Here is a 19,828-nt window from a genome sequence, read left to right as displayed (position 1 = left end):
TGATATTAAATTTTAATTCTAAGAAATAAGTAAAAAAATATTTACATTACTTTTTATGGGGAATATACTATAAAAAGGATGATGCTATGGGGAAATGTATTATGAACAAAATAAAAGTGAAAAAAATAAGTAAAATGTTGGCAGTAGTTATGATTGCTTTTTGCATACTGTCAATTCCTAAAGCAGTATATGCTGCACAATCAGCTTATGTACGTTATCAGTGGGATGAGATTCACCAAGAATCATACAAAGATCTACATTATGATACGAATGAATATTATAAGACAATTAAATTCGTACACGGTTATAAAACAAGTGAAAGGACTAAAGACATTACTAGTTTTTGGGATAATGTGGGCAAGATATATAGCAGAATAAGACATACAGTTACATTTACAACTTACTAAAATTTTATTGTGACATCCTCCGCAAAAGTATATGAGGTGAAATATGAATATTTTAAGTATAAAAAATATAAATAAGAGTTTTAAGGAAAAAAGTGTTTTGAAAAATATTTATTTGAATATTGATGAAGGTGAAATATTAGGATTAATTGGACCGAATGGTGCTGGTAAAACTACTATTATGAAGATAATTTCAGGGTTAATCCACCAAGATTCTGGAACTATTAAAATTTGTGGATTATCACTTCAGGATGATAGGATTAAATACCTTTCAGAATTTTCAAGTATAATAGAAAATCCATCGCTTTATGAAATGATGAGTGGATATGAGAATATTAATTTTATAAGAAAATTAAATAAAGTATCAATTGAAAAAATGAATAGTATTATTGAATTTATTAATATTGGTGATGCAATAAATGATAAAGTAAAAACTTATTCTTTAGGTATGAAACAAAGATTATCTTTAGGAATAGCATTACTTACAGAACCAAAGCTATTAATACTTGATGAGCCAACTAATGGATTAGATCCTGAAGGGGTACTGAATTTAAGAGAATTAATTATAAAGTCGGCTAAGAAAAATAAGATGAGTGTACTTATATCTTCTCATATTCTTAGTGAGATTGATAAAATATGTACAAGAGTTATATTTATTAAAGATGGTCAATTGATTGAAAATGAAAAGATTGAAAAAGATAAAGAAACTCAAACTATAATATTAACTGTAAATGATGTGAATTCCATATATGAAAAGATTAAAGACATAGATATTGTGTCTAAAGTTACAATTAAAGATGACAAAATATATATGTATATTAATAAAAACAATACTTCTAGGTTAATGTCTATATTGGTGGAAAAGCATGTTGAATATGAAAATATAGAGATATCAAATAATAGCATAGAATCTATTTATAAGGACATCTATCTAGGAGGAAAAAAGAATGAGTAATATGATAAGTTTTGAAATAAAAAAGTTTTTTCATAGAAAAAAGAATATATTTATAATAATGATTTTTATAGCATTATCTATTGGTTTTATTATGATTAATTCCAGTCTTGAAAATCAATATAAAAAGAGTGAAATAAGTTCAATAGATTATAGCATAGAATCTCTTAAGAAAGATATTCCTGATACAAAAGATACATTAAAGCAGTATCCGGGAAACAAAAATCTTGAAGTATTGTTAGAAACTCAAGAAAAAGAGATAAAAATATATGAAAAGCAAAAGGAAGCTTATATTAATAAAGATTATAGTACATATTTGAAATGCAAGATACAACTCGATAAAGATGAGGTAAATGGCATAGAAAATAATACTATAGTAGCTCCTGCAGATAATATAGAAAATTTGAAAAATAATATAAAGATGAACTCATTGCTTTTAGAAAAGAAAATAGTACCTATATTTACTGGTGTATCTATGGAAGGCTATAATTTTTTTAGGATATTTTTAAATAGTCCATTTTCTATTTTAATTGCAATTGTTGTAATAATATTGTGTGCTGATGTAGTATCTTCTGAATTTGATTCTAATACGTACAAATTGTTATTTACTCAACCAGTAAGTAAATCAAAGATATTGATCAGTAAGCTCTTAGCTATGATTATCTTGTCAGTTTTTATATTGTTATTTGTTTTAACTATTTTTTTTATTTCACTGGGAATTATTAATGGATTTGGTTCAAGTGAATATCCAATACAATATTTTAAAAATAATGTTATTCAGTATATTGGTATTGGAAAGTTTATTATGTTAGAGATAACAATGCTTGTTTGTATGATTATTTTTATGGCTAGTTTGTCTGTGTTTATGTCATCTTTATTTAAGAATACGAGTATGTCCATGGCTGTTTCAATTATTATATCAATAGCATTATATATGATTACGACTAAAGGAATGCTTAAAAGTATTGCCTCATTAAACCCATTTGCTTATTTTGATATCTCATCTGTATTACAGGGAACTGCATCAACTATATATTCTAATAATAATGTCGATTTTTATCATGGAATATTAACATTAAGTATTTTTTCAATAATATTAATATTTACTAATTTTATGTGTTTCAACAAACATACATGGGCAAAATTTAATACTAATAGTACAAATTTGCTGAGCAGATAAATTATTTTATTCAAACTTTATTACAAAAAATAAATGTATTAGAAATGTAAAAAAGAATATTTTGATTAAACTTTGTTTCAAAATAGTCCTCTTTATTTTACATAACAATGCGGTTTGACAGTGGTGTTTTGATCAAACTTTATTTAAAACCAACAGTTAATGAATTTATGATTTTTTACAATGAAAGAAGATTACATTCAAGTTTAAACTATATGCCACCAAAGGAATTTTATACTCTTTATCTTGGAGAGCATCTAGATAAAATTTGCATAAAGATATAATATTGAGAAAAAAGAAGAATTTAATAGATTTTGTCCAATATAAAGGGGTTAATACGTAAAAAGATATAATGATTTTTTAAATTGTATTTGTAGAAGTAAGGTGAAGTGGATGTTATTAAAAGAAAGAAAAAGCACATTAGGATATATACTTAAAATACCAATAAAATATAGCACTTACAGTGCAATAATGATTGCAATTTTAAAAATAATCGGCGGAATAATACCAACGTTAAATATGTTCGCAATTGCTAAGTTTATAAATTCTGCAATTACGTTATTTAAATATCATAGTGGCTATAGTGATATTATTATTGCAATTACTCTAATAATGATTTGTACAGCATATGAATGGATATACGACTATTTAGTTACTTATGATGAAACAAGGTTAGAGAATAATCTGAGAGTAAGTTTTAAGGTTTACATTATAAATAAAGTAACTTCATTAAAATATAGTAATATTGAAAATCAAAATACATGTGATCTTATTTCAAGAGTCTGCAAAGAGCCTGAAAAACAGTGTAAGGACGCATACAGCCAGTTTTTCGATATATTATCATTATTAATTACTATTTGTGGAGTTGTTGGTGTCCTAGCTATGAATGTATTTTGGTCAGCTTTATTAATTGTAGCAATTTCAATACCATTGCTGAAATTGGCTATAAACGGTGGAAAGGCAAGTTACCAGGCTAATAGGCAAGTTCGAAGATATATCAGAGAAGTTGATTATTTATCTGAAGTATTAAATGGTCGTGATGCTGTAGATGAAAGAATGTTATTTTGTTACAGTAATAAAATCAATGAGAAATGGCATAGACAGTTTGAGAAAACAAGAAAATTATTGTTTAAGGTAAATCTTAAGTGGTTTATAAAAGCAAAGTCTGGAGGAATTATAACAGCTTTCATATCATTAACTACAATCCTCATACTTCTGTTTTCCGTAAGGTCTGGCCAATTATCAATTGGACTTTTTATTTCAATAGTAAATAGTGAGACTTTACTTATACAGAATTTATCATGGCAGCTTCCTAGTTACGTTAACAGTCTTGCTAAAAATAAAGAATATATAGTAGATTTGATTCAAATATTAAATCTTCCAGGTAAGAAAGAATATTTGGATGAACCAATTTCACCTAATGTTGTAGTTAATTCACTAGAGTTTAAGGATGTATCTTTTAAGTATCCAGGTACTGAAAAATATGTTTTAAAAAATATGAGTTTTAAAATTGAGAAGGGAAAACATTATGCTTTAGTTGGAACTAACGGCAGCGGAAAAACAACTATTACAAAATTAATAACAGGATTATACGAAGATTTTGAGGGTGAAATTTTAATTAATGGTAAATCAATAAGACAATATAGTCAATGTGAAATCAAATCTATGTTTTCAATTGTTTATCAGGATTTCGCAAGATATTTTATATCAGTTAAAGATAATATTTATTTGGGTTGTGTAAATAAATATCAAAATAAAGATATAGAATCTTTCTTGGATATTTTAAGCCTTAAAGATACAATAGAAAAGCTTCCAAATGGTCTAAATTCAAACCTAGGTAAGATACAAAAAGATGGTGTTGATTTATCTGGCGGAGAGTGGCAGAAAGTTGCTATGGCTAGAGCAATGATGAGCTCTTCAGAACTTAGAATACTGGACGAGCCAACAGCTGCGTTAGATCCTATTAGCGAAAATGATATGTATCAGAGATTTTCAAGTATGAGTAAGGGAAGTACAACAATATTTATTAGTCATCGTTTGGGCTCAACTAAAATAGCTGATAATATATTTGTAATAGATCAAGGGAAAATAGCAGAACAAGGTTCATTTGATGAACTGATAGAGAATAATGGCTTATTTGCAAAAATGTTTGAAAGCCAGAAAAGCTGGTATTTTAAATCATAAAGTATATAGAAGGTATGATAATTATGAATAAAAGTGGCAAGATTAAAATAATTGATATAATAAAAACTATGATTCCCATGGTGGTAAAAGCATGTCCCTTATATTTTGGCTTTTTCTGCATTGTTAGTCTATTAACAGCAGCTTTATCAACTATGAATACTGTAACCATGAATAATTTTCTTGATTCTATAGAGAAGTTTTTCAACAAAACGTGCACTTTTTATGGAGTTTGTCTAGAATTATTATTTTTAGGTATATGCTTAATATCATATCAGGCTGCTAATGGAGTTATGAATTTTATAGGTGATGATTTTAGTACAAAAGTTGAAGGAAAGATTAGAGAAAAGATTAATATAAAAAGCTCTAAAATTAATCCGACTGATTTTGAAAATCCACTTTTTCTAGATGATATAAATAAAGCAGAAGAGGGTACCGAAAGTGGTATTTTTATTGTGAGAATGATATTAGTAGTAAGTATGTTTTACATACCATACTTCGTATTTATAGGTATATATTTATATAAATTGAGGCCAGTTCTTGTGATATCAATAGCATTAATATTCTTTCCAATAATGATATCTCAAGTCATAAAAATAAAGCTTTTTACAAACTTAGAGGATGAAATTGCACCAATACGACGACAATTTAAATATTATGAAAGATGTTTAATAGATAAGGAGTATTATAAAGAAACAAGATCATTAGGGTGTGCAGGCTATTTTATGAAATTATATAAAGAATCATTAAGTAAATATAATGAATACACATTGAAGATTCAAAAGAGGGTTATTAAAATAGAAATCTGCTTAAAGCTTTTTACGTTAAGCGGTTATATTATTGTACTATTCATTCTTATAGATAGTATGCTTAAAAAATATATTTCAATTGGTGCTTTTGGAGCTGTATGTGGTGTTTTAATAACATTTGTAAATAGGATGCAGGAACTTATATGTAAACATATAAGTAGTATTATGCAGCATATAGGTACTCAGAATAATTTAATAAGATTTTTAAGTGCAGAAGAACGTACTGGAAAAGATGCAGTAATAAATGATGATCCGTCTATCAGATTAGATAATGTTTCATTTACTTATCCAGGAACGACTTCAGATGCACTTGCTGACATTAATCTATATGTCAATCCAGGTGAAACTATAGCACTTGTTGGAGAGAATGGGTCAGGAAAGAGTACGTTAATTAAAATTTTGATAGGTCTTTACATTCCCAGTAATGGAGATGTAGAAATAGCAGGATATAATACTAAAGAGGTTTCAATAAAGAGTTTATCCAGTATTATATCAGGTGTATTTCAAAAGTATCAAAGGTATAAAATGACGTTGAAAGAGAACATCGTAATAAGTGATACAATATCAGATGTAAATGAAAAAAGAGTAAGGAGTGCTGCTAAAGAGGCTGATTTAGAGATGAGAAAGGTTGATTTTTCGGATGGATATGATACAATGCTTTCACGCGAATTTGATGGAGTGGAGTTATCAGGTGGTCAATGGCAGAGAGTAGCTTTAGCAAGAGGTTTTTATAAATTACATAATATGATAATTCTTGATGAACCAACAGCTGCAATAGATCCAATTGAAGAAACAAAACTATATAATAAGTTCCAAAAAATATCTAAAGATAAAACATCATTTATAGTTACGCATAGACTCGGATCAGCGAAATTAGCTGATAGAATTATTGTATTAGATAAGGGGAGAATTGTTCAGCAAGGAACACATGAAAGTTTAATTAATCAAGAGGGAAAGTATAGAGAAATGTACAATTTGCAGAGTAAATGGTATAAATAATTATTATTTATGTAATTACAAAATGATTTATTTTGATGTTAATTGATATATTGAGAAACATAGAGAGCTATAAAAAGTTCTATACAAGGATAGATATGTTTCGTGGTATAACTTCAATTAAACAAATAATCATTGATTTGGAAAAATAAGTTATTGGCAAAGCTTTTTGTTGAAGTAAAAGTGACATTATTGTAAATGCATTGAATTTGCTTGATTTTAATTAAAAAGATATAAGATAAAAGTATAATAAATTATAGAGAAATAGTGTTGTGATTAAAAGGAAAGTTTTATCTTATGGAGAAGAAACTATAAAAGATATGAATACAGCAAAATAATGATTTTTTGTAGCATATAATTCTTATAGACAAACTGAGATTTGTCATAGAGTTCATAGTTATCAGATCACAGTTAAGCTGAATTTATTATCAAGGAAACTGCTGTGAAGAAGTTTCATCCTTATCTGTGACCTGTGACTTTTGACCTGTGACATAATCTACAAAATCCCTTTTATTACACTGAGTACACAATTGATATTAAAGCGTATTAGTGAGATAGTCATCATTCTCTGCTTCTTTTTTTATTGGTACAAATTTATAAAGCATAATAATTAATAGTATAAGTATTAGAGTTACAGCAAGTCCACCTTCTGGACCAAAATCACCGCCGTTAATGATGTTCTTATTTAGTACCTGTATAGTGTATATAGAATCTTTGTTGGTAGTGCCACTGACAAGAAATCCCCATACGTTTCCTTGAAAAAAGTTCCATGTAATATGAAAACCAATTCCAAGCCATATACTTTTAGTTTTATATACAGCATATGCTGCAAAAAGTCCAAATAAAAATAAATTAATATATGATAATACACTTATACCTGGATTTAATGAATGCATTAATGCAAAGATTACTGCTGATCCCATGTAAGGTACGTATTTATTTTTACATTGTTTCAGTACTGATAGAAAGTAACCTCTGCATAAGATTTCTTCAGAAAAGCCAACTAAGATGTACAATATAAGAGCAGTAAGGATTGGTAATGAAAAGTTTGGTTTTAATAAGCTTCCTTTAAGTATAGAAGAATTTGTACATAAAATAATAATAGCTGCGGCTGTTAATGAAAGAGCACCGAATAAAAGACCATATATAAAGTTTTGATGATTATTTTTTATAGAAGGCAGACCAAGTTCAGTAAGGTTCTTTTTATCAAGTAATTTCCACAATATTATTGGAATTATAATTGTAATGATTTCCTGAATGTATATACTTATCTGACTTAAAGTATACCTATCTGAAGTATTAAATCCACATAATGCGAATATAGGTAATAGTAGTGTTCCTAATATGATAGGAACAACAAGAAATATGCTTAATAAAGCAATAACAATTTTCCAACCACTTCTAATCTGATGGTTATCATTTATAAATATGTTTTTCATGTTACACCACCTCATTTTTAAACTTATTATATAATATTAAATTTTCAATACAAAATAACCTAAAAGTGGTATAATTTCACATAAAGAAGTAATGAAGAATATAATTGAAAATTTTTGAATTATGAATGAAATATTTATATTAAAAAATTTTTGATAATAATTGAAAAAAAGTAAAAAAAAGATATACTTGTATTGAAAGGGGAGTGGTAATATTAAAAATACCATAAAAAAAAGAATTGTTACATTAAGTTTAATAGGAGCTTTTTGCATACCAACAGCTGCATATGCATATGATGGACTAGTTGGACATTTATATGGTTCAGGTAATTATCATTATGCATGGGCTGAGCATGAACACTATACAGTCGAAGCGATGGTAAGAACAGGAGTAGATTCAAGCGGATGGCAAAGCGGTTGGGGACATGTTAGAACTAGGGACGTAAAAGGATGGCAAGGATCTTTTGGCTATAAAGATTCTACTTCACACCAAGAATACAATTTTTAAATTAAAATCTGGAGCCTTATATACATATTAAAATAGCAAGTAGGAGTGATAAATATGATAAAGAAAAATATATACTTAATCATCATATTTATAGCAGTGTCGTTTTTTTCAGCCACTACTGTTTATCTTATTCAGAAAGATATAAGCATTAATTCTTTTGGTAACGATTTCTTGAGCTTTGATGCTGTTAACTTTAGAATAAATGTAAATGGTGATGAAAATCTTAAAAATCATCTAACTAATATAAATGATGATTATTTATTACTAACAAAAGAAGATGCTAATATGGCTAGAGCAATATATTTAAAGGGTAAATTGAAAAGGATTCCGCCTATAGTAAAAGGAAGATTTTTTAATGAAAATGATTTCTGCAAAGGTAATAAGTTTATTGTTATTGGAAAGGAACTTCAGGGAAATATAGAAAAGAAAAATGGTGAGAATTACTATTACTTAAACAATGATTATTATAAGGTAATTGGAGTTATAGGGGATTCCAAGGAAGAATCATATTATGATTATAGGATTTATTATAATCTTGATTATTATATGAAAAAAGATAGCACTATAATGACTGATGATATGACAATAGATGCAGCAGCAAACACTAAAAAAATATTTTCTAATATAGTATCACAATATAAAAATGATGATATTACTGTTAATGAATTGCCACCAAGGTATGAAAGTCCGTTATCGGACAAGCTTAAAAATAGTTATAAAGAAATTGTTGCAGATATGCTAAAGGTAATAGCTTTATTAGTTATTAATATTCTTCTTATAACATCATATTGGATCAAAAAGAGAATAAAAGAAATTGCAATCAAGAGATCAATGGGAGCAACAAGAGTCAGGATATCTCTTGAAATTCTACTTGAACTTTCTTTGACAAGCATATTATCGTTTGTAGCAGGATATGTAATATTTTTAGCAGTAACTTATGCTGCTGACGGATATGTTCATCTATATTTTGCAACAATGATATGTGTGTTCTTAATAACATTTTTCTCAGGACTGATAAGTGCTATTGTACCTATAATTAAAGCTGTAAAGGTTCAGCCAGCAGAGATGATGAGGTGATAGAAATGAATAATTTAAAATATGCAGTTAATGAAATGGTAAAGAAACCTCTTATCCTTATTCTTATAATATTGCAGACAGCTATAGGAACATGTATTTTATCGCCAGGTATATTACAGAGCATAAAGGCTTATGATTTATATACAAAATCAAAGAATACACTTAATAGAAATGATATGTATAGTATTTCATATAGCGATAGTTTTAGAAAAGAAAAAAATATAGATAAAGATCCTGATAAGGGTGAGAAGATATTTTCTTTATATAAAAAACTAAAAACATTAAATAATGGAACTGTAGTATCATATAACTTTTCAAATATAATTATAGAAAAGTTTACAGATAAAGATAAATTTTATAGTAATCCAACAGATAAAGGAAAGTATGTATTAAACCCTATAGATAGTGTACAAGGAAAATTCAGTGATATTAAAGCATTATATGTTGATAACTCATATGCATCAAATTTTCCATTTAATATTGAAAATGGTAGAACATTAAAGAAAGAAGATTTTGATAGTGAAGATGTATATCCAATTTTATTAGGAGCAGATTATAAAGGTATTTATAAGATAGGTGATGAATTTGAGCATTTTGATTATCGTAATTCAATGAGTCTTAAAAAGCTGAAGGTAGTAGGAATTCTTGATAGGTATCAATATATGTTTGATCGTTCTGGAATTGAAACTCTTGATGATAAGGTAATATGCCCTATACAAGATATAAAATCATCAGAAAATTGTAATGAGAAAGTAATGCCATGGCTTTCTTCAATTAATTTAATAACTTCTAATAAGAACAAGTCAGCTGAAGAAATAAGAAGTATAAGTGATACTCTTGGATTGTACAGCTTTAATCTTATAAGCATGCAAAAAGAAAAACAGAATTTAATTAACTTTACAAGAAAAGACTTAAAAGCAGCACTTCTTCTTAATTTAGTTATTTTACTTTTTATTGCTTTCGGCATAATTACTGTACAGCTAAACAGTATAAAAGATAAAAGAATTGAGTATGGTACACATCTTTTATGTGGAGCATCAAAAAAAGATATTATTCTTAGAAATATATATTCAGTAGTTATATATTTAGGAATAGGAACGCTTATAGGTTCTTATATAGAGTATAAGAAATTGATGATGAATGATGGCCATGATTATGACAGCAGAGTGTTTATAGTTATTTTTGTGATTTATTTAATACTGGTTATTATTATATCTTATGTACCATGCAGAAAACTTAAGAAACTTCAGGTTAATGATGTTGTAAGGGGGTTAAGTGAATAATGAGTTTAATTGAAATAAAAAATATTAAAAAGACTTATGGGTGTGGAGAAAATGAAGTAAAAGCTTTAAGAGGCATTAACTTAAATGTGGACAAAGGCGATTTCCTTGCAATAATGGGACCATCAGGTTCAGGTAAATCTACACTATTAAATATTCTTGGTTTTTTAGATAAACCTACTGAAGGAGAATATATATTTAATGGTGAAAAAACAGATTCATTAAAGGATGCTAAACTTGCAAAGTACAGGAACAGTCATGTTGGCTTTGTTGTTCAGAATTTTGCATTGATTGATGATTATACTATATTCCAGAATGTTAAGGTACCACTTGATTATGCACATGTCTCATCAAAAGAAAAGAAAAAGAGGATAGAATATTTATTAAAGATAATGGGAATTGAAGATAAGAAGAACAAGTTACCTAAAGAGCTGTCAGGAGGTCAGAATCAGAGAGCAGCTATAGCAAGAGCACTTGTTAATTCACCAGATATAATTTTGGCAGATGAGCCTACAGGAGCACTTGATAGGAAGAATAGTGATGAAATAATGAAGGTATTTAAGAAACTTAATGATGAAGGAAAGACTATTATTATAATTACTCATGATGAAAGAGTAGGAAGTATGTGTAAGAAGATTGTGTATATTGAAGATGGTATGGTAAAGGAGATTGAAAAATGAGAAAAAAAAGAATTATTTTACTAATCATAGCTGTTATCATAATTGCTTTGGGAATCAAGGGACTCTTAATGTACAATAATAGACAATATATAGGGGGGAATGGTCTTCAGTATCTTGATGAGCAAAGTAGTCCACCTAGAGAGAATGTTGACAATAAAGATAAGTATGATCTTGTAAAGATAAATATTGACTCATTATCAGGTAAAGAAAACCCAGATAGTAATAATTTTGTGAAAATTCCAGCTACTATAGATGAACTTAAAGGTTGTTCATATTTTACAAAAGAGAAACCTGAGGGTGAAATAATTGTAGAGATTCTTAATTCAGATTATGATGTTATCAAATCTTTTACAGTTAAAAGCGGCGAGAAAACAAGTAAGATGATGATTGTGAAATCTGATAATGGATACATCATAAATGTTAAAAGCAATAAGTTTCATGGGATGTATAAATTAACTGGTTATAGTTATAGCATTTTTTAAATAAATATCAATTTAATGTTTTGGAATATTATGTATAGATTTTGCTATGATGCTTATAGATATAGGATAAAGGTGAGTTTACTGGATTAATATATATCATAAAGTTTTATTTTATTATATCGAGAAAATTAATATAGTAGAATAGAGGGAGAGTTGAATATGTGTCCAGAACAAAATGAATTTTGCATTAAATTAATTGAGTCATTAAAGGCTAGAACGAAAAATGGAGAAGTTGAGTGGTGTAATTTTACTGAAAAAGATTATGGCTTATTCAGTTTTTTAGAAAATATAATTAGATATAGTGAAAAATGCAGCATGAACGAATATCCTGAGTATGCAATAAAACTTGATAAAAGTACATACTGCAGAATTAACTATGGTAAGAACTACAATAAATCAATGATTATAGGGCTTATTTTTGCTGAGAGAAGCAGAGATAGAGATAAGATAATTATTCTTATATGTAGTAAAGAGGATACTAAGGAATATAAGGTTGTTGGCGATAGTAAGAAGTATTCTGAACTTAGCAAGTTGCAGGAAATTATAGAGTTTAAGAATGTAGAAGAGTTCAGAATTCTAGATCAGTGGATGATGGATGAATAGAAGATAGATTAGAATATATAAATTAAGTAATGGAGAACTGTCAGATTAACAGTAAAAGCTGTTAATCTGACAGTTTTTTTGTTAAGAAATATGGAATTATGGAAAAGGCGACACACAAAAATAACTTACATATATTTACAAACAGCAAAAGAAAGAGTATACTTCTTGATATAAATGGAATATAAAGGAAGTGGTTTTGTGGATTTCGGCAGGATTAATAAAGTGCTTGAATATACGTCTAATTCTATAAGTAAAGCATCTAAAGTTAATAGACAAGAAGAGTGCAAAGAAGTTATAAATAAAGATGAGCTGTCTTTGAAAAAGAAAAAAAGCATAGACGTACAGGAAAACTATGGATCAGAACGATACTTAATCTGTAATCCTAACATGCTGTATCGTTATGTAAGCAAGTCGTTTGTGGATAAAAGTAATTATAAAGTAAATAAAGCTGCTTATAAAGAAGCAGCTAAAAGGTATGGAAAAAGAAGATTTAAGAAGAAAAATTACTTTGAAGAAAGTTATATATGATTTCATCATCACTGACTGAAAGCTTCATACTATCAGCTTCATAATTTTTATTATGAAATTTTAAGAAATCTAAAAGATCAGAATTATAGTCGGATCTGTTTATCTTATATTTACTAATGATAATCTTTTGACAGCATGGTTTGCTGTTAGCGTCAGATGGAAGCATTAATAGAGCAATTCCACCTACATACTTTTTCTTGTTAAGGCTTGGTTTAATCATATTTATATAAGCATTTCCATCTTCGTTGCTTTTGAGTTCAATAGAAATTATTCTTCCAGTTTTATGATATAATCCATCAAAACTTTTAAGTATATTTGTATTTTTTAATATTTTAAAATTTACTCTGTTTTCATCAAAAGATAATGTTCCCTCATGAATTACACCTTTTTTTCCTATATTTGTTACAAGAAAATATGCATAATACTTATCTTCAAATATTGAGTTGTCAGGATCGTTGTTATCTGAAGAGAAATCATTAATACTTAAAGGCTTTGTAAGAAAATCATTTAGCTTGATATTATATATTTCTGAAATATATAACAGAGTTTCTATAGAAGGAAAAGCTGCACCTGACTTGTATTTTGAAAGCAGGTCTTCAGAAATTCCAATCTTCTTTGCCAGTTTCTTCTGTGTTGATTCTATCATTATAAGAATTTTTAAGTTGTGAAGAAATACAAGAGATGCTTTCTGGTACATATCATTTTTAATTTCCTTTACCTTATTAACATCAGTTATATCATTATGCTTAACTAAAGCTATCTCTAAAGATATCTTTTTATTTAAATCATTTAGACTGCTCAAAAACAATCACCTCTTAAATACTTGAATGGTATTCAAGTCTAAATTACCACTTTTTCAAGTTTATTATCATTTTTTATATCTGTATTGATGTAAACCTATCAATATATTACCATAATAAAGAAATCAAGACAAATAAGCGTGAAATTTTAAGAAGAATACATGGAGGAAGATAAATAATGCAAGAAGTATTTGTAAAACCTGCTGTAGGGGCAATTATTGAAAGAAACGTTAACGGAAAGGATTGTATTCTTATTCAGAAGAGATATAAAGAAGGAGATACAGACAAGCTTTTAGAAATTCCTGCTGGTAAGATAATAGAATATGAAGATATCTTTCAGGCTCTAAGAAGGGAAATAAGAGAGAAAACAGGACTTAAAATCAAAGAAATAAAAGGAGAGGGAGATGTTAAAGTAAGCAAAGTAAATGACTATACAATAACAAGCTTCATGCCTTTCTGTGTATCACAGAATCTATGTGGTGGATATTCACTAATGTGATTGTAGAGGCTGCCAGGAATCTTGATAAATTAGGAATGCATATGTGGGATATAAAAAAATTGAAACCAGATGTACTTCTTAAAGAATACAAAATTGAGGACATGAAACTATGCTATGAGAATAATGAGCTTATTGGTGTTTATATATTGCAGTATGGAGACAAACTTTTTTGGTCTGATGACAATAGTGATTTTGCAGTGATTCATAAACTGGCACTACTGCCAGAACATAAGGGGAAGGGCTATGGCAGAAAGCTTATGGCTACAGCTGATGATATTTGTAAATCTAATAATATCCATTCGATAAGATTAAACTGCGGAACATTCAGGCCAAACTTAAGAAAGTTTTATGAGAGTTGTGGCTTTAAGGCAGTGGACAGAGTATTTATAGATAATAGAGATCAGATGAGATACAGGAGGGAATTACTATGGCGAATGTAGGTGTTTTTGCAGCCGTTTTTGATGATATGAACAGGATACTTTGTGTGAAGATTAATTATGGTTCTCATAACTGGACTTTGCCAGGAGGACATCTTGAAAAGAATGAGTCGCCTGATGAGGGAGCAAAGCGTGAGGTCTATGAAGAAACTGGCTATATTATTGATATAGAAAAGCTTATATCTGTTTATTCAACTCCAGCAAAAGATGAAGTAGTATTTGTTTTTAAAGGAGTAATTAAGGAGCATACACAGTGGACTCCTAATGATGAAATTGAAAAGATAGGTTTCTTTGAGAGAAATAATCTGCCCAAACAGATTCATTCTTGGAATATTACAAGAATTAATGATGCATATGATAATAGAGTGAGCAGTTTTAGAGTTTTTAGATAGGGAGGGTTCAAATGATTGAAAAGTTGAGAAGCGAAGATATTAATGAGTTATTAGAATTATATAAGGAACTTATGCAATATAGTAATACAGAAGAACAAGCAAAAAAGATTTATAATGAAATGCTAAAAGATGATAAATATCTTGTTTTAGTAGCAAAGGAAAAAGGTAAAATTGTTGGCTCAGCTTTAGCAGTATGCTGCATGCTTTTAGGATATGAAGGCAGGAATTTTCTTGTTATAGAAGACGTGATTGTTAAGAGCGAATTCAGGGATTTAGGAATTGGTAGCAAGCTTATGAAGAGTATTGATGAATTTGCTATGAAAAGTAATTGTGGCTATTCTATTTTAGTATCTAAAGCATATATGAAGAAGGCACATGAGTTTTATGAAAACTTAGGATTTACTGAGGATGTCAGAGGATTTAAAAAATATTATTAAGAGGTGAGTAAAATTGTATGTTAAACCGCTTGATGAGAATGATGAAATTTTGCTTCAGGAGAGACGTAGAAAAATAAAAGAATATCAGGATAAAGGGATATGTTTTTCATGTGAGAATTTTATTACAGGTGATATTTTCACTGAGGATGGTTTGATTATTTATGAAGATGATCTTATAAGATGTCAGTTTGAAAAATTTCCAAGAGCAGTAGGGCAGACCATTATAGTCTCAAAGCAACATTATGAGGATATTTCTGAAATGCAACTTGATTTAGGAACACATATTTTAAGAATAAGTAATGATATTATAAAACTCCACAAAAAGATTATTGGAGCAGAAAAAGTGTATATGTGAGGATGGTTCATTTTACTGGTCAGTAAGATTAACAGATTCTAATGAGCTTATTGGGTTAGTTTCTATAGATGATTATCATGATGGAGAGTATAAGGAATTATCATATCAATTCGTATCAGATTTTTGGGGTAAAGGTTATGCTTATGAAGTCACAAGATATATGCTTAGATATGCAGCAGATAAACTTGATATAAAAAAGATTGTATCTGAGACTCAGGCAGCTAATAGAGCATCATGTGGACTTTTGAATAAGTTAGGAATGAAGGTTATGAAAAAGGTATATAGGTTTAATACTGAACAATATATATTTTTGTGGGAAGCGGAGTAGCAGTTTTATCAGCTATTATGTTTGTGAATAATTGATGATAAAACTATGGCTGCTATTCCAGATATTAATTTAGTTATAATATATATGCTTATTATTGATGTATCTACACTGGCAACGAAGCCTAACTGTCCACCTAAAACGTATGCGCCACCTACTGAAAATGCAGAACATAATATTTTTCCTTTATCATCAAGATTATCAAAATCGGAAAAGACAACAATGGCCGAAGCCAGTGAACCTATAAGAGCAGTAATTGAATTTACGCCTATATTGAATTTTGTAGAAAGCTTTGCAAGTTGTTTTTTAAATACACGCTGTATACATTCCAGCATTACATATGCACCACCAAGAAATATTGCTATTTTTCCTACAATATAAAGCACCTCTTTTAAGTCCATAAGGTTGTCTATTATTTGAATTCCTGCAATTGAATTTATTGATTGAAGAATAAGTCCTATAATGCTTATTGTTACGATTAACTTCCCGAAGATTTTAAATACTGCTATGCACATATCCTGTTTAAATATTATAAATACTGATAAAATAACAGAAAGGATTATAATTGGCATCAGGTTTAATAAAAGAATAGAAAATTCTATTTTTAAAAGTAATCCACCTATAAACAGACCTATTGGACATGTTATCAGTCCACAAAGCATACCTTTTGCAAGCAAATTCATATCTTTTTCTTTAATCATACCAAGTGATAGTGGCAAAGTGAAACTTAATGTGCATCCAAGAATTGAAGATACAAGAATTCCTGAAAACTTTATAAAAGAACTGCTTTGAGCAATTTTTAACGATAAATTATAAGCTCCCATGTCTACTGCTATAAAGCATGATGAGCAGATTGATGGATCTAAAGATAATTTAGTCATAAAAGGTGATAAATATGTATTTATGAGATTTGAAAACAAAGGAGTGAGGGACAAAATACCTACCATCGAAATTGCTAATGGTCCCATAGTTTTTAATCCATTGCTAAATAAGTGGCCTAATTTGAGTTTGTTTCCCATTATATAATCAATAGCACCGATAACAAAGAAAATGGCTATTATGTATAATAAAAAATTCTGCATGTCTATATCTCCTATGAATATATAATTTGATTTATATTATATCATAATAAATATAAACAATATATCAAATAACTACCTTTTAAATTGTGATAATATTATTGATAATGTATACATTTAGAGAATGTTTTAAATTTTCTGAAAATTCAATAAAAAGTATTTTGTTTTTAGGAAATATAATGTATACTATTCAAAGATACAAAACTTTGTAGAAAAAATAACAATCTTTTAATGGGATGCAAAAGAAAAGTGGAGGGGGACAATATGATTTCATTTTTATTAGCGCTAGTATCTCTTATTGTAGGATACTTTATTTATGGTAAATTTGTAGACAAGACATTTGGTGCTGATGATTCTATAAAGACACCGGCAGAAGAAATGCAGGATGGTGTTGATTATGTACCAATGAGCTGGCCGAGAATATTTTTGATTCAGTTTTTAAATATAGCAGGTCTTGGACCGATATTTGGAGCTATATCAGGAGCTTTATGGGGACCAGCAGCATTTTTATGGATAGTTTTTGGTTGTATATTTGCAGGAGCTGTACATGATTATTTTACAGGAGTACTTTCAATGAGAAATGAAGGAGCATCAGTAGCTGAGCTGGTAGGAAAATATCTTGGTGAATGGCCAAGAAAAATAATGATAGTATTTTCAGTAGTGCTACTTGTACTTGTTGGTGTAGTATTTTTAACAGGACCGGCAGATTTGTTGAAAACACTTACTGGAATTGATAGAAATATACTTATCGCAATAATAATAGTTTATTACATATTAGCAACAGTACTGCCAATAGATAAGATCATCGGTAAGATTTATCCTATATTTGGAGCATGTCTTCTTATTATGGCTGTAGGAATTGGAATTGGAATTTTTGCTAAGGGATATGTAGTTCCAGAAATACAGTTTAGCAACTTACATCCAAAAGGAACACCTATTTTCCCATATTTATTTATAACTATAGCATGTGGAGCTATATCAGGATTTCATGCAACTCAATCACCAATTATGGCAAGATGCGTTAAGAAGGAATCAGAAGCTAGAAAAGTATTTTATGGCTCTATGATTGCTGAAGGTGTTATTGCACTTGTATGGGCAGCAGCTGCTATGGCTTTCTTTGGAGGAACAAGTGGCTTGAGTGAAGCAATTGCAAAGGGTGGAGCATCAGGTGTTGTTCATGTAATCTCTAATACTCTATTAGGAAAAGTAGGAGCAGTTCTCGCTATATTAGGGGTGGTAGCATGTCCTATTTCATCAGGAGATACTGCTTTTAGAAGTGCAAGGCTTACAATTGCAGATGCAATTGGGATAAAGCAAGAAAATATCTTAAGCAGATTTAAAATAGCAATACCATTATTTGTAGTAGGAATATTGCTTACATTTATTGATTTTACAATAATCTGGAGATATTTCTCATGGGCAAATCAGACGTTAGCAATGATTATGCTTTGGGCAGCAGCAGCATATATGGTTCAAAACAAGAAAAATTACTGGATATGTGCAGTACCTGCTGTATTTATGTCAGCAGTTACAAGTGCATATATATTACAGGCACCAGAAGGTCTTACGCTTCCAGCGTCTGTTTCAAATTGTGCAGGTGTAGTATTTGCTTTGATTTTATTTGTGGTTTTCTGTAGATATACAAGGAAACAAGCAGAGTAGTTAATCCATAAGAGGCAGCCCGATAGAATCAAGAAATTTTCCATCTATTTCAGGGGTGTCTCCAAGACCAAAGTTGAATTTATAATTAAGTACAGCCTGTTCTAATGTATAGCCATATATACCGTTTGGATCATATTTAAAGTATCCAAGGTCTTTTAAACGCCGCTGTACTTCATAAACATCATATCCAGAATCATTAGGTTTTATGATTCTTGAATAAATTGAAAAACGAAAGTTTGGTCCAGGATAAATTATTACAGATGCGCCTACATCAACGCTGTTAAATACTTCTATTATATTGTAGTTGTTCATTCTAAAACAGCCATGAGAGGCCATTGAACCTATGGAGTCAGGTCTGTTTGTTCCATGGATTCCAAATGTGTCCCAAGGAACATCAAGTCCAAGCCAATAGCCACCAAATGGACCTTTTAAATTTGCTTTGCTTTTAACATGCCAGTTTCCAATAGGCGAAGGCGTTTCTTTTTTGCCTATGCTTATTGGATATTTTTTTTCGAATTTTTTTGTTACAGGATCAACGAGATTAAGTGTAAGATCATTCAAATCTATAAATACATTATAACTCTTATGATTTTTAAGAAGAGCCTCTTCATTTTCCTCAGCATAACATAGAGTAGGACAAATCATTATAATAACTATTAAAAATAAAAAAATCCTTTTTCTCATATAAATCCACCTTAATTTTATTATTTACAAGGTTAGTTTGAGAAA

Annotated in this window: 22 protein-coding genes; 18 read left to right on the top strand and 4 right to left on the bottom strand. The window is 29.0% G+C overall.

Translation table 11 applies throughout. From position 1 onward, the window contains the following. The first annotated feature begins 101 nt into the window (after nucleotides 1–101). The 5 genes from FYJ33_RS02775 (at nucleotide 102) to FYJ33_RS02755 (ending at nucleotide 6,522) form a co-directional block, all read left to right on the top strand. Complete coding sequence (locus FYJ33_RS02775) at nucleotides 102–407, top strand: hypothetical protein (protein ID WP_154530250.1); 306 nt, start codon at nucleotides 102–104, stop codon at nucleotides 405–407. A gap of 43 nt (nucleotides 408–450) precedes the next feature. Then, nucleotides 451–1,359: an ABC transporter ATP-binding protein gene (locus FYJ33_RS02770; RefSeq protein ID WP_154530249.1), complete on the top strand. Its 909-nt coding sequence runs from the start codon at nucleotides 451–453 to the stop codon at nucleotides 1,357–1,359. Further along, complete coding sequence (locus FYJ33_RS02765; protein WP_154530248.1) at nucleotides 1,352–2,536, top strand: ABC transporter permease subunit; 1,185 nt, start codon at nucleotides 1,352–1,354, stop codon at nucleotides 2,534–2,536. Before FYJ33_RS02770 ends, FYJ33_RS02765 begins: the two co-directional genes overlap by 8 nt. 390 nt (nucleotides 2,537–2,926) lie before the next feature. Then, nucleotides 2,927–4,717 carry an ABC transporter ATP-binding protein gene (locus FYJ33_RS02760; RefSeq protein WP_154530247.1) on the top strand — a complete coding sequence of 597 codons (1,791 nt, stop codon included), beginning with the start codon at nucleotides 2,927–2,929 and terminating at the stop codon, nucleotides 4,715–4,717. A 23-nt stretch (nucleotides 4,718–4,740) separates the two neighbouring features. Beyond that, complete coding sequence (locus tag FYJ33_RS02755) at nucleotides 4,741–6,522, top strand: ABC transporter ATP-binding protein (protein ID WP_206046593.1); 1,782 nt, start codon at nucleotides 4,741–4,743, stop codon at nucleotides 6,520–6,522. A 533-nt stretch (nucleotides 6,523–7,055) separates the two neighbouring features. Here FYJ33_RS02755 and FYJ33_RS02750 read toward each other — a convergent pair. Beyond that, entirely contained in the window at nucleotides 7,056–7,958 is a 903-nt protein-coding gene (locus FYJ33_RS02750; protein ID WP_154530245.1) for a CPBP family intramembrane glutamic endopeptidase, read from the bottom strand. 559 nt (nucleotides 7,959–8,517) lie between these two features. On the opposite strand from FYJ33_RS02750, the gene FYJ33_RS02745 reads away from it, so the two are divergent. From FYJ33_RS02745 to FYJ33_RS02720, 6 genes are all read left to right on the top strand, one after another. Next, entirely contained in the window at nucleotides 8,518–9,540 is a 1,023-nt protein-coding gene (locus FYJ33_RS02745; protein ID WP_154530244.1) for an ABC transporter permease, read from the top strand. Nucleotides 9,541–9,545: 5 nt separating this feature from the next. Continuing rightward, a complete protein-coding gene (locus FYJ33_RS02740; protein ID WP_154530243.1) occupies nucleotides 9,546–10,823 on the top strand; it encodes an ABC transporter permease family protein in 1,278 nt (425 codons plus the stop codon). Continuing rightward, nucleotides 10,823–11,500, top strand: a complete 678-nt coding sequence (locus FYJ33_RS02735; protein WP_154530242.1) for an ABC transporter ATP-binding protein — start codon at nucleotides 10,823–10,825, stop codon at nucleotides 11,498–11,500. Before FYJ33_RS02740 ends, FYJ33_RS02735 begins: the two co-directional genes overlap by 1 nt. Further along, complete coding sequence (locus tag FYJ33_RS02730; protein ID WP_154530241.1) at nucleotides 11,497–11,982, top strand: hypothetical protein; 486 nt, start codon at nucleotides 11,497–11,499, stop codon at nucleotides 11,980–11,982. Before FYJ33_RS02735 ends, FYJ33_RS02730 begins: the two co-directional genes overlap by 4 nt. Before the next feature lie 159 nt (nucleotides 11,983–12,141). Then, complete coding sequence (locus tag FYJ33_RS02725; protein WP_154530240.1) at nucleotides 12,142–12,585, top strand: hypothetical protein; 444 nt, start codon at nucleotides 12,142–12,144, stop codon at nucleotides 12,583–12,585. A 174-nt stretch (nucleotides 12,586–12,759) separates the two neighbouring features. Beyond that, entirely contained in the window at nucleotides 12,760–13,113 is a 354-nt protein-coding gene (locus FYJ33_RS02720) for a hypothetical protein (RefSeq protein WP_154530239.1), read from the top strand. On the opposite strand, the gene FYJ33_RS02715 is transcribed toward FYJ33_RS02720, so the two are convergent. Beyond that, nucleotides 13,076–13,915 carry a helix-turn-helix domain-containing protein gene (locus tag FYJ33_RS02715; RefSeq protein WP_235900753.1) on the bottom strand — a complete coding sequence of 280 codons (840 nt, stop codon included), beginning with the start codon at nucleotides 13,913–13,915 and terminating at the stop codon, nucleotides 13,076–13,078. The genes FYJ33_RS02720 and FYJ33_RS02715 overlap by 38 nt on opposite strands. A gap of 176 nt (nucleotides 13,916–14,091) precedes the next feature. On the opposite strand from FYJ33_RS02715, the gene FYJ33_RS02710 reads away from it, so the two are divergent. The 6 genes from FYJ33_RS02710 to FYJ33_RS02685 are packed head-to-tail and all read left to right on the top strand — an operon-like array spanning nucleotide 14,092 to nucleotide 16,361. Next, the gene (locus tag FYJ33_RS02710) at nucleotides 14,092–14,412 is read left to right on the top strand and encodes an NUDIX hydrolase (RefSeq protein WP_154530237.1); all 321 of its coding nucleotides are present in this window, start codon (nucleotides 14,092–14,094) and stop codon (nucleotides 14,410–14,412) included. Next, a complete protein-coding gene (locus FYJ33_RS02705; RefSeq protein WP_328598642.1) occupies nucleotides 14,409–14,852 on the top strand; it encodes a GNAT family N-acetyltransferase in 444 nt (147 codons plus the stop codon). Before FYJ33_RS02710 ends, FYJ33_RS02705 begins: the two co-directional genes overlap by 4 nt. Next, nucleotides 14,840–15,241 carry an NUDIX hydrolase gene (locus FYJ33_RS02700; RefSeq protein WP_154530235.1) on the top strand — a complete coding sequence of 134 codons (402 nt, stop codon included), beginning with the start codon at nucleotides 14,840–14,842 and terminating at the stop codon, nucleotides 15,239–15,241. Before FYJ33_RS02705 ends, FYJ33_RS02700 begins: the two co-directional genes overlap by 13 nt. A gap of 11 nt (nucleotides 15,242–15,252) precedes the next feature. Beyond that, entirely contained in the window at nucleotides 15,253–15,678 is a 426-nt protein-coding gene (locus FYJ33_RS02695) for a GNAT family N-acetyltransferase (protein ID WP_154530234.1), read from the top strand. A gap of 13 nt (nucleotides 15,679–15,691) precedes the next feature. Further along, nucleotides 15,692–16,033 (top strand): HIT family protein, encoded by a 342-nt coding sequence (locus FYJ33_RS02690; protein ID WP_206046592.1) that lies wholly within the window; start codon nucleotides 15,692–15,694, stop codon nucleotides 16,031–16,033. Continuing rightward, nucleotides 16,008–16,361 carry a GNAT family N-acetyltransferase gene (locus FYJ33_RS02685; protein ID WP_154530233.1) on the top strand — a complete coding sequence of 118 codons (354 nt, stop codon included), beginning with the start codon at nucleotides 16,008–16,010 and terminating at the stop codon, nucleotides 16,359–16,361. Before FYJ33_RS02690 ends, FYJ33_RS02685 begins: the two co-directional genes overlap by 26 nt. 8 nt (nucleotides 16,362–16,369) lie before the next feature. Here the strand turns inward: FYJ33_RS02685 and eutH are convergent, their stop codons facing one another. Further along, nucleotides 16,370–17,440: an ethanolamine utilization protein EutH gene (gene eutH / locus FYJ33_RS02680; protein WP_154530232.1), complete on the bottom strand. Its 1,071-nt coding sequence runs from the start codon at nucleotides 17,438–17,440 to the stop codon at nucleotides 16,370–16,372. Nucleotides 17,441–17,701: 261 nt separating this feature from the next. On the opposite strand from eutH, the gene FYJ33_RS02675 reads away from it, so the two are divergent. Next, on the top strand, nucleotides 17,702–19,099 hold the full coding sequence (locus FYJ33_RS02675; protein ID WP_154530231.1) for a carbon starvation CstA family protein: 1,398 nt from the start codon (nucleotides 17,702–17,704) through the stop codon (nucleotides 19,097–19,099). Here the strand turns inward: FYJ33_RS02675 and FYJ33_RS02670 are convergent, their stop codons facing one another. Further along, on the bottom strand, nucleotides 19,100–19,783 hold the full coding sequence (locus FYJ33_RS02670; RefSeq protein WP_154530230.1) for a L,D-transpeptidase family protein: 684 nt from the start codon (nucleotides 19,781–19,783) through the stop codon (nucleotides 19,100–19,102). Between the last annotated feature and the right edge of the window lie 45 nt (nucleotides 19,784–19,828).

The sequence above is a fragment of the Inconstantimicrobium porci genome, assembly GCF_009696465.1.
In the GTDB taxonomy this organism is placed as follows: Bacteria; Bacillota; Clostridia; order Clostridiales; family Clostridiaceae; genus Inconstantimicrobium; species Inconstantimicrobium porci.
This window is presented reverse-complemented; position numbering and strand designations above follow the sequence as displayed.